Origin of the sequence: Ureaplasma canigenitalium ATCC 51252 (assembly GCF_000712165.1) — a bacterium.
Lineage (GTDB): Bacteria > Bacillota_I > Bacilli_A > Mycoplasmatales > Mycoplasmoidaceae > Ureaplasma > Ureaplasma canigenitalium.
In genome coordinates, this window is record NZ_JONZ01000004.1 from 244,741 (window position 1) to 261,112 (window position 16,372).

The following is a 16,372-nucleotide window of genomic DNA, read 5'->3' on the forward strand; positions in this document are numbered from 1 at the left end:
TAGTTTAAAATAACATTAGTATTGAAACTAAAAAGGATATAACAAGTATGTTAGTATTTAAAACAATATTAGGTAATATAGAAACCTTAGCTGACATTGAGAAATATGAAGTTGAAAACATATTTCTAAACCAAGAAGACGTTCAAAAAAAAGTTATTTTAGCCACTTCTGATATGAACCATGAATATGGGATTAAGTTGCCTGAAGGAAATATGCTCCAGGATGGTGACATCTTATTTAATGAAGATGGAAAATTAATTATCGTTCGTCTTGAGTTATCAGATGTCTTAGTCATCACAGCACGAAATATCGGAGAAATGGCGATGATTGCACATAATTTGGGTAATCGTCATACCCCTGCCTTGTTCGATGAAAATAGTATCTCTGTGCCTTATGACTATTTAGTTGAGGAATTTCTAAAAGAAAGTAAGGCACTTTATGAAAGAAAGAAAATCAAGCTCAAAGAACCGTTCAGATATTGTGCAGATGCAAAATAATTTGCAACTTCTCGATTTAATGCAAATTACTAATGCTAATTTTCCGATTGGTAGCTTCTCACATTCATTTGGGATTGAAACCTATATTCGTTTTGATATTGTTAATGATGTAACATCACTTAAAAAAGCATTATTACTTTATATGAACGAACAATTGCTACACGGTGATTTATTAGCAATTCGTCAAGTTTATAAGTATTTAAAAAGTAATAAAGTAGAAGAAATTTGAATGCTTGATAAAATGCTTGCTGCCCAAGGTCTTAGTCGCGAAACCCGTGACGGCCAAAGAAGAATTGGCCAACAAATGGTTAAGATTTATAACGAAATTTTTGATTGCGAATTACTCCGCGAATATGCAAAACGGATTAGAGCGAAAATTTCGAATGGTAACCCTGCGGTTGCTTTTGGAATTCTTGCTGTCCACCTTAACCTTGATATCAGACTCTCACTCTATACACATCTTTATTCAACATCAGCTGCTCTCGCACAAAACTGTGTACGAGCAATTCCGCTTGGGCAAATAGCGGGTCAGAAATTAATTTATGATCTAAAACACAAACATTTCGACGATATTATAGATAAAGCCTTTAAACTCGACTTTAAGACAGATTTTTGTAAAAATATTCCTGGGCTTGAAATTGCTCAAATGGAACACGAAGAAGTTCCAGTGCGATTATTTATGTCATAGGATATAAGAAAAGAAGGATAAAGTTATTATGAAGAAACCCTTAATTATTGGTGTTGGTGGACCAGTTGGTGCTGGTAAAACGATGCTAATTGAACGTCTTACTCGTTACCTTTCAAAGAAAGGTTATAGTATGGCCGCTATTACAAACGATATTTACACTAAAGAGGATGCTCGGATTTTACTTAATACATCCGTGCTAGACGCAGACCGAATTATGGGTGTTGAAACCGGAGGATGTCCGCACACGGCCATTCGGGAAGATGCATCAATGAACTTCGCTGCAATAGAAGAAATGTGTGATCGTCACCCTGACTTACAATTGTTATTCCTTGAAAGTGGTGGTGATAACCTTTCAGCTACTTTTAGTCCTGACCTTGTTGACTTCTCAATTTATATCATTGATGTTGCTCAAGGGGAAAAGATTCCGCGTAAAGGTGGTCAAGGGATGATAAAATCTGACCTTTTCATTATTAACAAAGTTGACTTAGCACCTTATGTAGGAGCTGATGTCGAAGTTATGAAGTCAGATACTCGTAAGTCTCGTGGAGACAAGGATTTCTTTGCAACTAACCTAAAAACTGATGAAGGTCTTCAACAAGTAGCTGAATGAATTGAAAAACGTCTTAAAATCGCAATGCTAGAAGACTAACTATGCGTGCTTCTGATAAACAAATTGCGACCTACGCAGCTTATTTATATATCAAAGTCGAAAAAATAAAAGACAGTCCTGACATGAGTCATACTGTCTACTTCACAAATTTTTACCGAAGTTCAAAACCACTTTACATTGATGAACAAGACTGACATATGCCTTGCTTCCAACTGATTACGATGGGTGGTGGATACATTTCTGGTGAACGTTATCGTCAAGACTTTGAAATCAAGGATAATGCTCGGTGCATTATTACAACTCAAAGTAGTGCGAAAGCTTATAAATCCGTTAATGATAAATCTTCCCTTCAATATACGAACATCACAGTTGGTAAGAATGCCGTTCTTGAATATCTTTCTGATAATGTCATTGTGTATGAAAATGGTCGGTTTGAACAATTCAATAATTTCCATATTACAAAAACAAGTACTCTAATCTACACCGAATGTTTTGGTCCAGGATGAAGTCCCTTTGGGATTTCATACATGTATGAAAAAATGTACTTGAATACCAAAATATTTATGGATGGTGAAATCGTTCTATTTGATAATTTAAAATTCCAACCACATATCCACGATGAATCGGCTTTTGGAATTATGGGCGGATATCATTATTGTGGGACTATGGTCGCCTTTAATGAGAATATTACCGAACATGACATCATTACCGTCCGTGATCTCATTAAAGAGACTTTTAAGGACTACCAAATGGAAATTGGAGTTTCATCTTTTGATGTCCCAGGTCTTGCGGTACGAGTACTTGCTAACACATATTTTGATGTTGAAAAAGTCACAAAAGTGGCTCATTCATATTTAAGAAAGAGACTTTGAAACAAAAAGCCTCTATACTTACGAAAATTCTAAATCATTAAGAAAAAAAGTTGGTGCCTCCAACTTTTTTTATTTCCCCTCTTCAATTTTCTTAATTAAAGGGGAAAGATTCATTATTTTTTGATAGATACTGCTCTGCAACTCCTTATTAGGAAAGGGAATTGTTATTTTCAACAAGTCTTTAATGTTAATGTAGGGAATCATCCCTTTAATTAATGGATTAATCTTGTTTTTGAAAAGGGATGATTTTAAATAATAATAAAAAACCAAGTTATTATAATGTTTTGCTCGAAGGTTAAAAAAAGTATTAACAAAATAGCAGTCCTGCGAGACATATCCGATTTTTCTACCAACACTGCTTCCAATAAAACAAAAAAGGATACTGTCCTTAGGAGCTTGTTTTAACCTTCGATTACCTTTTTTTAGGTAAATACCAGAATGATAATTAATTGTTCCAGAAAGTGCAATGTCACTTGCCTTTAAATACGGTATGGTATCATCCTTCATAATGTTGTTATCCATTTTTTCCTTTAGGGAAATTGATTTTCCAATGTTTCTTACTTCAAGTATTTCCTTTAATGGATAATGACTTGTTTTAAAAGGAATATTAAAGGATGAAGCAAAAAGATAATTAAAAATATCATCCTTTAAATTGATAATTCTGTTTTGGTGGTTTTCCTTTACCTTTTTATAAAGAATTTCATATTTATATAATAAAGGTGATATTAAGTCTAACTTCTCGATAATTTTTGCTTGAGTTTTGACATCTGGTACCGCCATAATCATCTTCTTTAAATCCTTATTATTAAGTCCTTTAATCATTCCTCTTAAATAAGGTTTACATTGCTCTTTAAAATATACTGACTGACAAAAATAATAAGCATATTTATTTAGGATAAATGGTGAACTAAAAGAAATAAAGGTATTAACGAAAGCAACATCCTGGTCAACATATGCGATTTTATTAAGACAAGATGCTCCGAGTGTACAGAGTAAGATGCTATCTTTCTTACTAATTAAAAATGATTCTGGATTATCAATATGAAATACTTCATCATAGATTATTTTATTATTGATAATGTCACGAGCACGAATGAAAGGTATTCCCTTCTTGTTTTCTTTATACCTTTCTTCCATAAGACGAGTTAATGAACACCCCTTTTTAAAGGTGTGAAAAAGATCAAAAAAAGAATAAAAACGGTATCCGTGAATATTAAATTGAAGACGACGGAAAACATCAAGTTGATTATCATTAACATCGTTTAATGGTAATATAGGGATTGGTTTTTCCTTGCAAAACTGATTGAAAACATAATCATACACAGACATTTTTAATTCATTAGGAGACAAAAGTTTTTTAAACATCTTAATCACCAAGGATCTTTTTTATCGCATTAAAAATATTTGTTAACTCATCTACATCTTTTTTTATTCCTTCATTGAAGTTTTTAACGATGTCATCAAAATTTTGAATGCTAGATGCAGTGATATTATTTTCTGGGCTAATATCAAGATTATATTTGCGAGTCTTTAAGTCATTGATTTTAACTTTAAATGCAACACCCTCAATTTCCTTTTTTTGTTTCAATCATAACAGAACATCATTGAAATACATCGGGTAGACCGGTTTTGTTTTGGTAAATGCTTTGATATTGTTTGGTAATGTCATTTGGTAGTACCAGACATAGTCCGTATCCCGTTTCTTTTTTTCAAAAATAAGAATATTGGTTGCTATGACAGTGTAGGGATTAAAAACCGTTTTTGGTAATCTAATAATGGTATTTAGGTTATATTCATCGATTAACTTTTCCTTTATTGCTTGCTTATTATAGTTAATATTAAAAAGAAAACTATCGGGTACAATGATGATTGATCTACCGTTATCCTTTAAACGTGCCATCATAACTAGCATGAAAAGATCAATTGTTTCGGATGAAGAATATTCTTTTGGAAAATTGTTTTGAACTTCAACATTCTCCTTCGCTCCATAAGGAGGATTCATGACAATTAAATCAAATTTAAGAAGAGAATGATGTTGAGAATATGTTGTCTCAAGTGTATTCTGGTGCATTATTTGTGGTTCATTAATACCATATAGAAACAAGTTAGTAAGACAAAGTAGATTAGGAAGCGATTTCTTCTCAATCCCGAATATTTGGTTACCAAGAGTTGAAGGTTCCAATGTCGGATTTTGTTCCTTTAAGTAGTTAATATAACTAGCAAAAAAACCTCCTGTCCCACAAGCAAGATCCGCAATTGTTTCGCTTTTTTTTGGAGCAAGTGCTTTAATAATGAAATCAGTTACCGCTCTAGGTGTATAAAATTCACCAGCATTGCCCGCATTTTGTAGATACTTAAGAATAATTTCGTATATTTCCCCAAGCACATGACGGTCGGTTGTACTATAAAGGTCAATTTCAAAGATAATGACAAATATCCGCTTTAACAATCGGTCATTTTTCATGTAATTATGGATATGACTAAAAATATATTTAAGCATTTTTCCATCATAGGAATCATCATTAATATTTTTTAAATACTCAAATAAATCATGATTAATAAATTCTACAAAACCAGCTTCTGGTCGCTCTAGGAGCGACTGGTAGCGATATTTTTCTTCAAGGATAAAACGATAGTTTTGGTCGCTAAGAGCCTTTTTTTCTTCTCTTGATGAGAAGATTTTAAGGAAGATGATTCAACCGAGTTGTTCAATCCGTTGAGCATCTCCGTTTAAACCTTCATCAATTCGCATGATGTTTTTTAGTTGTTTAATTATTTTTGATAAGTCGTACATATGATTAAAAAATAATTATATAAAATCAATAAAGATAATACAAATAAATGGGATAAAAACAATAAAAAAGGAATCGTATGAACATTACACTAACTCATTGTTTAACTATGTATAATTAAATTATTAATATTTAAAATTTATAAGGAGAAATTATGAAAAAAACTGATGAAGTTATTAAGTTGTTAAATGATCACTACAATTTAAACTTAACATTAGGTATGAAATACAGTCACCTTGCTCACCTTGCAGATAGTGAATTTGATATGCCTAACCTAGCTAAATTTGTTAAACACCTAAGTGATGATAAATTAGGAGTTCACAAAGATTATATTGTTGATTATTTCAATAAAGCAGGAATCAAACTTGTTACGAACACAACAGTTTCTGTTAACAACACCCCTTTTAAGAATGCTAAAGAAATTATAGAAGCTGTGCTTGAAGAGGAAAATAATGTTCGTAAACATGTCGCACACCTTGCGGCAACTGCCCTTAAACACAATGACTTTGAATCTTTTTATTTCCTTCAATGATATGTACGTGATGGAATTAAGGATTATGCTGAAATTGAATCAATCGCGAAGTTATTCCACAACAGCAATGATGCTTTACTTGTTGACCATATGATTGAAGAAACAATGGAAGCAAATGAAAAAGAAGGACCACACGAAATCTGAGAATAGTTTATCCAGGTGTAGCTTTAAAAAAGAGTCAGGCCGACTCTTTTTTTATTTCTTCTTGTATGTTTGGTAAATACCAGCATTAATCTGACCACCGAAATCAGCTAAATCACTATTAAATGGGGAATTACCACTATCGTATTTCTTTGGTTCGGGTGGTCTTTGTCCTGGTTGATTTTGATTTGTTTGTTCTAATTTAACCGACCCATAGTAAACAGATGGTCCGTTTTTAATCGTTTCCTTTGTATAGAAAAGGACAATCCCGGGATTATTACCATCATAGATATCAACAAGTTGACTATTCTTTATATAACCAGAAACGAAAGCAAGAATTTCACGCATAATACGAGCTCGTTCATCAGTTCGGTAGTAAACTTCCTTGCCGTTAATGTCTTTATGCTTCGCATTTATATTAAAATTAAACTTCTCCGATTGACTATTACCGTAGTTTTTTTCACGATCAATAGTTGATTTTCGTAAATCACTGATTTTTTGTTCATACTCTTCAGCTGTTTTAAATAGATCATCGTTTACGGTATCAATGAAGTTAAACACTCTAGGAACACTTTCGTATATGTCTTGGTCTTTGTAATCATTTAAATTTTTAAGTGCTTTAAAGAATGCGCCCTTATAAACTAGGTTATGATTGTTCTTTAAATCATTAAGACTATTGATTTGATTTTCTTTATTGTTATAAAGAAAATCGTTATTACTTAAATTAGTGTTTGTCCCTATATAGATTATATAGTTACCGTCATTAACTTTAGTTGTTCCAAGAAGCAATTCCTTAATAGAAGTTTTCTCGTTTGGCAACACATTTAAATCAGTACTAGTATTGTACAGATTTAAATGTGTTTCCTTAGGAAAGACATCTTCCTTCTTATTTTTTAAAGCAAGAAAGGTAGCAGTTGTAATAACACCAGCTGAAAGAAGAAGGGAAACTCCGGTAATTAAGATGGCTTTTTTCATATTGTGTCCAAGTGTAGTTATATTTTAAATATAGATTTCATAATCTTTATTCTTTTTATAAATCTTTATTATAAATGTTTTATTAACTAATAGAAAAGAAAAGTTTAAGGGATGAGAAGAAGGAAAAGAAACCAGCAAAAGATTTTTTAAAAAATGTTCCAAATAAAGTGTAAATGACAATATCGAACAAAAAAATTAATTTTTTCCTGTTTCGATAAAAATAAACTTAATTTGTACCGTTTTTTATTTTTTGTTGTAAAAAGTCCGTTTTTATTGTCTTTTTGGTTCAATCCCGAAACCCACTTTTTGACATCACATCTCTATAATATTGGAGTTATGTAAGAGTCTAGATATTTGTCTAGTTTAGTTTTTGGTACATTAAGAAAAAAAGATGAAATTAAAAACTTAATATAGACAATTTACATCATTTTCGCATGTAAAAGACTGTGAAGTAACGGAATTTATTTATTGAAAAATATATAAAAGGAGTTGTTTGAATGGAAGCAACACAAACAACGTCAAAAGTAAATCCTAGTTTACAAACAAGTTTCTTGTATAGTAAATTTTTAGCGATTCTTGTGTTTAAAAAGAAAAGCACGATTATTATCCCTATCATAGCTTTTTTAATCACAATCATTTTGACCATTATAGGTAATGTTGTTGGGGTAAGAAACCAAACCGATCCTAACACATTTTTGATTATCTCATATATAAACCTTGCGATTAACTTGCTGCTTGCGGTAATCTTCGCAAATATTAAAGCGCTAAACCTTTTCAAAGATTTAGCCAAAGAAGGGATGGATATCCTAATATTTTCGAAGAGTATTTCGAGAAAAAATGTAATTCTTACTAAGTTAGGATTCTTTGTTTTCCTAGGTGTTTTCTACAGCTTCTCTGTCTTCCTAGGAATGATCATCTTTTATGCTTCAAACTACCCATTTAGTTCCTATGTTAACCATTGATATGTATCAGGATTCTTTAGTTTCTTTGTTGCATATTTAATTTTTGGATTAATGGTAATTCTTATCGCAATCAAAGGTTCAAGTAAGTTAGCAATGATTGCTCCTATTATTACCTTTGCTCCTTTACTTGTTGCAGGTAATGTTACAAGTATTTTTACAACACCAGCAAGTAATGCGATTGCGAAAGAACTTGAAATTCCTTATGACTCTTATAATAGTAAGACCATTTTGGATGCTGAAAAGTTCTATCTAAATGACCACCAAGACTTACTTTATTTAATCCCTAAATGACAAGTAAGACCAGGTTCAAGTACTCCAGAAGTTACTTTCACTGAACGTCAAAACGACTTTTTAGCAAGTGCATATAATTATAAGAAGGACTCAGCAAAAGCTTGACAAGCAATTTCTTGATTGTTTGTTCCTTACCAATTAATAGATGTCTTCGCTAAACGTGATAATGACCCAGTTGACCTTATTGCTGACAAGCAAGAAAAGAACTTGCAAAAGTATCTTTACTTCAATCATAACTCAAGTAAAGAAAACGACTATATGATCAACAAAAAAGCTCCATCAACTCTTCCTTCTTATAAGGTTATTGATGATGGAAAGTCATTTGAAATTGATGATGGTCACGATCATGACCATGGTGAACACAAGGAACAACAATCAGTGTTACATCACGAAGGACACGATCACAGTCACGAACATACCGAAAAAACCCTTTATATTGTTCCTGGTCTATTAAGATCTTCAAGTAAGATTAGTGAAAAGACCCTTGATAATGCTGAAATCATCTATGCTCGTGAAGGTGCTTCTGTCATTAACTCTCAATTTAAGGAAGATAACAGTACTTACCCAAGTCCGGATAACCTTGTTGGTAAACTTGATTGAACAATAGTCGCTGACACACTTTCTTCAAAAGTGTTTAACGAAAAAGCTGAAGAATTCTACCAAAACGAGTTAGTTCCATTAGTTCGTGATGATCAAGGTAACTTTGTTCCAGTAAGTAAGGATACAATTTATAAAACAATCGCTAAGATTGTTGATAATGATAATGTTGTAACAGAAGAAGTTACTGATGAAAACGGTAATGTAAAGAAAGTCGTTACTCCTAAACACTTCCTTGAAGTTTACGATACAAAGAGTCCGTCTGAAATTCTTAAAGAAGACATTGACCCAAGAAAAATCAGTAACCTAACTGAAAAGAAGGTTTACCTTGTTGTAAGTATGTTGTACTACATCTACTTCAATCACAATAAGAGTACAGCGAAAACCGTGAAGGATGATGATAAGATTCTTGACATTATCCTAACTAACACTGACCGTTCAAAAGCTTATGAACCAGAGCAAGTTTGAACTTACATCGATAACTATAAATACTTTATTGGTGGTTATAAATCATTCACTCACGTCGTTCAACCTAAGATAATCCAAGAAGAAGGTAACCAAACACTAGTTGTTCACCGATTTACACTTGAACGTTCAGGTAATCATCTTTTCCAACCGGTAGAAGAAGTTTATACGATTGAACCAGTTCAAGGGTATCAAAAAGTTGACAGTGGTCGAGTTATTAAAGGTTTATATTCTATTATCTGAATGGCCATCATCGCTGCAATGCTTGTCGGTGCATACTTCGGTTATACAAGAAAGGATTATCGTTAGTCTATGGATAACAAAACTATGAATGATCAACCGATGATGGACAAACCAAGTATTGATAAACCAATGGAAAAGACGATGTCTAAACCAATGATGGAAAAATCAGTTGACATGTCAAAGACGAAACCAACTCTTACAAGTCCATTAATGAGTAAACCAAGAAAAAATAATATGGTTTCCCGTGATCCCGTTCACAAAAACGAGAACATCCTTGAAGTAATTGATTTGACAAAAATTTACAAACGAAGTACTCAAGGTGTAAGAAATCTTACTTTTAGTATTAAAAAAGGTGATATTCACGCTTTCGTTGGGGAAAACGGTGCTGGTAAAACAACCACAATTAAAACGATTATTAATGCTTATGCTGATTTTCAAGGGAAAATCTTGATTGACGGATATGACAACCGTTTGCCAGAAAGTAAGAGCAAATTAGGTTATGTACCAGAAGTTGCTCTCTTCCCACAAGAAATTACAACATATGAATACCTATTCTCATTGGCTCGTCTTTCAAGAGTGTCAGCGAAGGAAGCAAAAGAAAAGATTCTTTATTTGCTTGATACAATGGGAATCCTTAACTTAAAAGATAAGAAACCAGTTAACTTCTCAAGTGGTCAAAAAAAGAAAGTGCTTTTAATTCAAGCCCTTCTACACAATCCGGAGTTGATTATCCTTGATGAACCAGCGGCTAACCTTGACCCTAGTGCACGTTTTGAATTCTTTGAAATCCTTAAAGAATTAAACCGTGAAGGAAAAACAATTTTCCTATGTAGTCACATCCTTAAGGAAGCTGATGAATATGCTAACTCTCTAACTCTTATTCATGGTGGTAAATTAGTTTATACAGGTGTGAAGTATGCTGACCTTGATAGTCTATACTACAACCTGATACTAAAAGATCAAGCTAAAGATGGAAGAAAAATGATGTTTAGCGAAGATTCAATTAAAAAGGATTTATAGTTATGACTCAAAAACAAAACAAAGCTCTTAAGTTATTTGGGATTGTAGCCAGTGCTTGCATTGCATCGTCAATTGCTATTGGTCTTGGGGTCAGTTTTGGACAAAAACAAAATGTTAATCAGTCTTCACTACACGAAGACCAGGTTGAAACAGAAAACGAAAAACGGATTCGGGAAAATAAAGCCTTTCGTAACCAACCAATTGTGAAACGTTTGCTTAATGAAATGTACGAGGATAGTGAAGGTATTCCTGATACAACAACAATTAGTGAAAATCTTTTCAAGTGAAACAAACTACCGATTCAAAACTTTAGTGATGTTAAATTAAGTCTTCACTACTATAAGCCGCATACGTCACAAAATTTAGAAGATAAGTTAAACACTGAGCGTGAAGAGTCTGCTAATCCCGGCTTAAATAACACTCGTAAATATCGAAAAAATAAACAAAGAGCGCGTGACATCCTTGTTCGAAATTTTACTGAAAACTGATATTGAGTTCTACAATATTTAAATTATTTTGAATTTAACTATTGACCTTGACACCAAAACCTTTATTTTAACTTTAAGGATGTTGATTTAAATCGTTCCCCAAATGAAGGTAGCGAACAACCTTATTACAAAGAAAAACTAACCGAAGAAAACTATTTATTCGACGACCAAAGCATTACTAAAATCGTTGCTAAATATAATGATGAGAAAAAAGCACTTACTTTTGATGCTAATCAACTTAAGTTAGGTTATGTTTATCAAGTCGCAAGTGTTAACTCGTTAGACAATGTCGATTCTGAACATTATCTATATGATAACCGCAAATTAACTACTAGCAAAAGAATTATCAATCGTTTATTAATTTATGATAGTGCGGAAAAGAAGTTAAATCTTTACCTTGACACTAAGAATAATACAACAAACGATGTTAAAGGAATTTTCTTGAATCGTCAAACTGGTGAAGAAACCGAACTTGAAGCTGTTCGAGTTAATACTGATGGTGTCTTTAAATTCGATGTCACAGGTTTAAATAAACGTGATGGTTTCTCAATGGTTGGTGTTACAGTTGATGGGATTCGTCACGATGAACTACTTACAAAGCAACATAAACGTCATTATGTAGCTGGTGATGAAATTTATAAACAAACATTAGCACCAATCGATAACAATATTGAACTTGATGCAAAAGGGATTGGGGAAACAACTGTTTTTCTTACTCACTATTTAGAGAAGGATTATATTTATAAACAAACTTCAAACCACATTGTAAACTTCCATAGGGTTAAAATTAAGAAGAAAAGTTACGATAAGTATGATAAAGAAGTTTTCTATATTCAACTAGAAAACAATTCAATTATCCGTCTCCTTAAATTTAAAACTGGTAATACCGTACGTGAACGACTTGATTTCGATGTCTTCGTCTTCCCAGAACCAATTGAAAATCTTGCTGCAATCGCGAACGAAATGGAAGATATCATCCAAACTAAGTTTAATGAATATCTTATTCAAAAAGGGATTATGGATAAGGACACTGGAGCTTTGAAGGATGTGATTATTAAGGATTCCTTCGGGTTCGATGACTATAATACAAAGAAGGAATACGAAAAACTTGAAGAACAAAACTACCTTGTAAACACTGGTAGTAGATGACAAGGTTTTAATGCTTATGTGTTCCGTCATCTTTATCATAAATATAAAGCAAAGATGTTCACCATAGCTAGTATTGATTCGAATGTTCTATTTAGAATTCGAAATAGTAACGAAGAACAACAAGGAAGTCAAAATCACAAGATTCCAGATCGATATACATCGTTTGTTGACCCTAAATTAAACATCAGAGATAAGAAGGAAACTCCGCAACAAAAGAAGCACAAGTCAATTATTGAAACCATTCTTGACTTCGCTTTTGCTGGTTATGGACGAAGTGAACGTGAAGTTAAAAAAGTTGAATACATTAATCAACAAAACGATCCTGCTTATCAAAAACAAATTATTGAAGAGTTAAAAAAATATGCCAAGGAGTTTGGTTCAATTCTTGATCCGGGTCCGGAAGTAGAAAAAGCATTTGATGATCACTTTAGTAATAATAGATACGCTGAATATGCCCGTTTCCTAACGAAAAATTGATACTTTGTATTAAACAATCTTGATAAGTTTGCTCTTCACCAAATCGCATGATTCTTCCTACCAGATTCACGGAATAAAGATAATAAGGATGAAATCTTAAAGATGTCACCTCAATATCGTAAAAAGCTTCCAAGAACACCTTTCCCTGATCGTGGTTTTTACAACACTCTTCTTGATCAACTAATCGAAAGTGATGAATCGAAGGAACATGGTACCGCATTAAAGAAGGAATTCTATCTTGCGAAAGATAAGGCAATTATTCAAATTGAGTTCGGTCATGAGGGTTCACCAATTATTATGAAACCTTATGGTATTGTTTTTGCTCAGTCAAAACTACCACCAAGTATTCCGATTATTACTAATGCTTTCCACAACTCATTTAAGCACGGTGATCCAAAGGGTTACATCTTCTATGAAAAACAAGTTATTCCGAAATTTGGTATACCAGCGAAAATGATTTTACTTTGAAAGGATGGTCTAAAAGATGTTGAAATCTAAAAAAACAAAACTTTGATTATCATCAACTCTTGGGATTTTATCCGTTGCCCTTCCGATCACAGTAATAGCGGCTTGTACTCCTAGTACAAAAAGTGCTACAGCTTCTTCATTAGTTAGCAGCGAAAATGAATTTATTGACAAACTTTTGCCAGATAGTGAACTAGAAGCAAAATGAAATTTATTCCTAAGAAGTTCAGTGATTGACCAACTTCTTAAATACACTTTTCCTAATGAAAAGGAACGGAATGAATTTATTAAGTCACAAGTCTCTATTCCGCAATCTTATTTAACTGAGTTACGTGAAATATTTACTTACAACAACGACCTAAATGATGATAATCCTTTTGGTTATAACCCATATACAAAGACGGGAATAAGATATCCGCTTCCGTATAATAAGTATAAATTTATCGAAGATGAATTATTAAGAAAGAATTGATTATGATACATCTTTAATATTGATAATTTCATTTTTACACTCGAACCCGAAGGTGCGACTGACTCAACAATCAAAACTTCATTCAAGGATATTGCCGCTGAAAATAGTTTGAAGAAACAATTATATCGACCGCAAAGCAATCAATTTATTGACTATGTTTTTGTTACATACGATAGTCCTGGACATACTCCGGCTTACTATAAGCGAGAAGCTCATCTAGGATCTGAATATGCTAATCAATCAATCAAAATTTATATGGTTGATAAAGAAGGTAGAGCAATTCGAGATCACTACGCATATCATGTTGAAGTGCAACTTGATGAAAATGGAAGAGCTAAGCTTTACAAGAAGGATATGGAAGTAAGAGATTCGAATATTACTATTCGTAGTGCTCATTTGAAAGATGATGTCGTTGAACTTAGAGTTAATAATAAGTTAGCTCATAAGGGTGAAGACGGTAAGGAACAATACTTTGATTTAGATTTTGGATCATCTAATAAGAATAAAAAAGTTGTTCTTTCCTTCAATGATGCATCTGAAAACGAAGTCCGTGTGATGAAGGATTCAGTTATCGAAACTCAAACCGATGGTGATGGTGACTTCTTAATTTCCAACCACTTGTATAATTTTGATGAAAATTCAAGAATTGTTAAAATTCTTGACCAAAGCGGACAAGAAATTCCGTTTTCAAAACTTAAATATTTCGTTTCAGATGCCTCAAGAACCTTTAATAAATACCAAATGTTCGCTCTTATGAACAGAGATGGTTATTGAATCGAACTAAGATTTCTTCTTCACTATCAAAATGATGTCAAGGATAACAAACCAACTTTAAAATTCGTTAAAAGTGATTTCCAAATCAATAGCAACCTATATACCCTTCGTGACCTATATGACTATGGTTCATCGTTGTTAACTAATTTTAATTTAGCTAAATACTATGATGTTTTCTATGGTACACAAGGGAATGAAAACCCAACTGATAGAACACCGGTACCTCCTAAGTACTCGAACATATTCCAGACCATTTTCAATGAATCTTATGGTTCTTCTCAAAAACCAGATACTTATAAGATTGTAGATATGGTTGATAATGATCAATAAAAGGACTACATCTTTTGTAGAAGTAAATTATGAAAGTAAAACAAAATAAAATCCTATTTGGTATTCTCGGGAGTGTTGTTATAGGAGCATCGCTTGCAGCAGTCGCGGTCGCTTGTCGACCTGAATCGGGAAAGAATGGTGGAAAGACCGGGGGAACTGATACTGGTAGTACTCATAAAAACAATGGGGGAAATACCGGAGGAATGGATAAAGGTAAGAATGATGGTCATGACCACAGTGGTCACGACCATTCTGGTCACGACCATAGTAAACCTGATGCAGGAAAACCAAACCCCGAACCTAAGACTCCACCTAAGAAAAAACCTGAAGAAGATAAGAAGACTCCTGAAAGTCCAAAAGACCCAGAAAAAGACAAAACTCCAGTCCCACCTACAAAGAAGGAATTAGATTCATCAACAAGTAATCAAATTCCCAACGTCGATGATGACTATAAAGACCTTGATGCTGAAGATTTAAACGGTAAACTTGACCTTGAAGATCCTACGGTGGAAACCGAAGAGGATGCTCCTCCACCAACCGATGCTGATGAAAATAAATCGATTCTTTACATTAGGAAAGTTAAAAAACCGATCATTAAGATAAGAATGAACGGAAAGACGGTTTCACTCCTAAGAATGAAATTTACTAACCCTATGAAAGTCAAAGGAAAACAGATCAAAATCACCCTTCTCCAAGAAGCGGAAAAAGACTCGATCGGTGATGTATCATCCTACACTAGCCAACCAGCTACGGTCAAAGAAGACGGAAGTGTCGACTTTCCTTTTGATACTATGAAAATCCGAGTAACCTATAAGGTAGTTAAACTAGAATGTGTTGATGATACAAGTATTAATAACCAAATAGATACTGATGAAAATAGTAAATCTATCCAAGCTCCACAGGAAAACCGACCAACCTTCAATACCTTTGATAAGGGTAGAGAAGCGGAGGAAATAACCGCTTCTGATGTGATTACTACTAACATCGTAACTGACTACGGAAAAGACTTTAAACTAAGTCGTCAGTCAGCATCCGGCTCTCGTCCTGGGTTTTACAATACTACTATTTATCTCTATAAAAATGGACGAGAGTTTACCAACTTAAATAAGAACTACCGAGTGACCGTTACCCTAAAACAACGACCAATCGGGAATGATACACGAACATACGAGGCCGAAAGTACGATTGACCGAAAACTGTACAAGGATACCCAGATATCTGGTCTCGTTCATGCGAACGGTGGTGCTCTTGTTAAATGGTACCTTCATAACAAATACGGTTCTTATATTGCGAACGAACGTTGGTTTGATTTAATTGCTGTCACCATCTATAAAATTGATCCGGAGAAAAACATCTTAAACAAGATTAAGACGATTGATTTAAAAGCTGAAGGAATTATTGTAAGAAGTCAAAATTCCCATGCTAACAATGAACACTTCCCTCATGCTTACGATCCCGATGGTGGATACCTAAACCCAACCATCAAGGGTCCACGGGACAACATTACTGATGAACAAATTAACGAAGTACTT

General features: G+C 33.3%; 13 protein-coding genes. 10 read left to right on the plus strand and 3 right to left on the minus strand.

All coding sequences use genetic code 4. The annotated features are described in order from the left end of the window. Nucleotides 1-47: 47 nt before the first annotated feature. From ureE to T416_RS0101065, 4 genes are read left to right on the plus strand one after another with little or no spacing between them, the layout of a single operon-like run. On the plus strand, nucleotides 48-497 hold the full coding sequence (ureE, locus tag T416_RS0101050) for an urease accessory protein UreE (RefSeq protein WP_031488991.1): 450 nt from the start codon (nucleotides 48-50) through the stop codon (nucleotides 495-497). Beyond that, a complete protein-coding gene (locus T416_RS0101055; RefSeq protein ID WP_031488992.1) occupies nucleotides 487-1,185 on the plus strand; it encodes an urease accessory protein UreF in 699 nt (232 codons plus the stop codon). Before ureE ends, T416_RS0101055 begins: the two co-directional genes overlap by 11 nt. A 28-nt stretch (nucleotides 1,186-1,213) precedes the next feature. Further along, nucleotides 1,214-1,834, plus strand: a complete 621-nt coding sequence (ureG, locus tag T416_RS0101060) for an urease accessory protein UreG (protein ID WP_031488993.1) — start codon at nucleotides 1,214-1,216, stop codon at nucleotides 1,832-1,834. A gap of 2 nt (nucleotides 1,835-1,836) precedes the next feature. Further along, entirely contained in the window at nucleotides 1,837-2,700 is an 864-nt protein-coding gene (locus T416_RS0101065; RefSeq protein WP_031488994.1) for an urease accessory protein UreD, read from the plus strand. A 36-nt stretch (nucleotides 2,701-2,736) separates the two neighbouring features. Here the strand turns inward: T416_RS0101065 and T416_RS0101070 are convergent, their stop codons facing one another. Beyond that, entirely contained in the window at nucleotides 2,737-4,032 is a 1,296-nt protein-coding gene (locus T416_RS0101070; protein WP_031488995.1) for a restriction endonuclease subunit S, read from the minus strand. 1 nt (nucleotide 4,033) lies between these two features. Further along, nucleotides 4,034-5,461 carry an HsdM family class I SAM-dependent methyltransferase gene (locus T416_RS0101075; protein ID WP_031488996.1) on the minus strand — a complete coding sequence of 476 codons (1,428 nt, stop codon included), beginning with the start codon at nucleotides 5,459-5,461 and terminating at the stop codon, nucleotides 4,034-4,036. Nucleotides 5,462-5,613: 152 nt separating this feature from the next. Here T416_RS0101075 and T416_RS0101080 point away from each other — a divergent pair, with 152 nt between their 5' ends. Then, entirely contained in the window at nucleotides 5,614-6,141 is a 528-nt protein-coding gene (locus T416_RS0101080) for a ferritin-like domain-containing protein (protein WP_031488997.1), read from the plus strand. Nucleotides 6,142-6,186: 45 nt separating this feature from the next. On the opposite strand, the gene T416_RS0101085 is transcribed toward T416_RS0101080, so the two are convergent. Then, nucleotides 6,187-7,107, minus strand: coding sequence for a DUF6856 family protein (locus tag T416_RS0101085; RefSeq protein ID WP_031488998.1), 921 nt, complete (start codon nucleotides 7,105-7,107; stop codon nucleotides 6,187-6,189). A 497-nt stretch (nucleotides 7,108-7,604) separates the two neighbouring features. On the opposite strand from T416_RS0101085, the gene T416_RS03490 reads away from it, so the two are divergent. The 5 genes from T416_RS03490 to T416_RS03495 form a co-directional block, all read left to right on the plus strand. Then, nucleotides 7,605-9,731 (plus strand): TroA family protein, encoded by a 2,127-nt coding sequence (locus tag T416_RS03490; protein WP_038079544.1) that lies wholly within the window; start codon nucleotides 7,605-7,607, stop codon nucleotides 9,729-9,731. A gap of 168 nt (nucleotides 9,732-9,899) precedes the next feature. Then, nucleotides 9,900-10,685 carry an ABC transporter ATP-binding protein gene (locus tag T416_RS0101095; RefSeq protein ID WP_051675880.1) on the plus strand — a complete coding sequence of 262 codons (786 nt, stop codon included), beginning with the start codon at nucleotides 9,900-9,902 and terminating at the stop codon, nucleotides 10,683-10,685. 2 nt (nucleotides 10,686-10,687) lie between these two features. Further along, nucleotides 10,688-13,297 (plus strand): aromatic motif membrane protein, encoded by a 2,610-nt coding sequence (locus T416_RS0101100; protein WP_031489001.1) that lies wholly within the window; start codon nucleotides 10,688-10,690, stop codon nucleotides 13,295-13,297. Beyond that, nucleotides 13,284-14,840, plus strand: a complete 1,557-nt coding sequence (locus T416_RS0101105) for an aromatic motif membrane protein (protein ID WP_031489002.1) — start codon at nucleotides 13,284-13,286, stop codon at nucleotides 14,838-14,840. The genes T416_RS0101100 and T416_RS0101105 overlap by 14 nt, the downstream gene beginning before the upstream one ends. A gap of 29 nt (nucleotides 14,841-14,869) precedes the next feature. After that, nucleotides 14,870-16,372 (plus strand): Vmc-like lipoprotein signal peptide domain-containing protein (locus T416_RS03495; protein ID WP_038079557.1); only part of this gene is annotated, 1,503 nt, incomplete at its 3' end.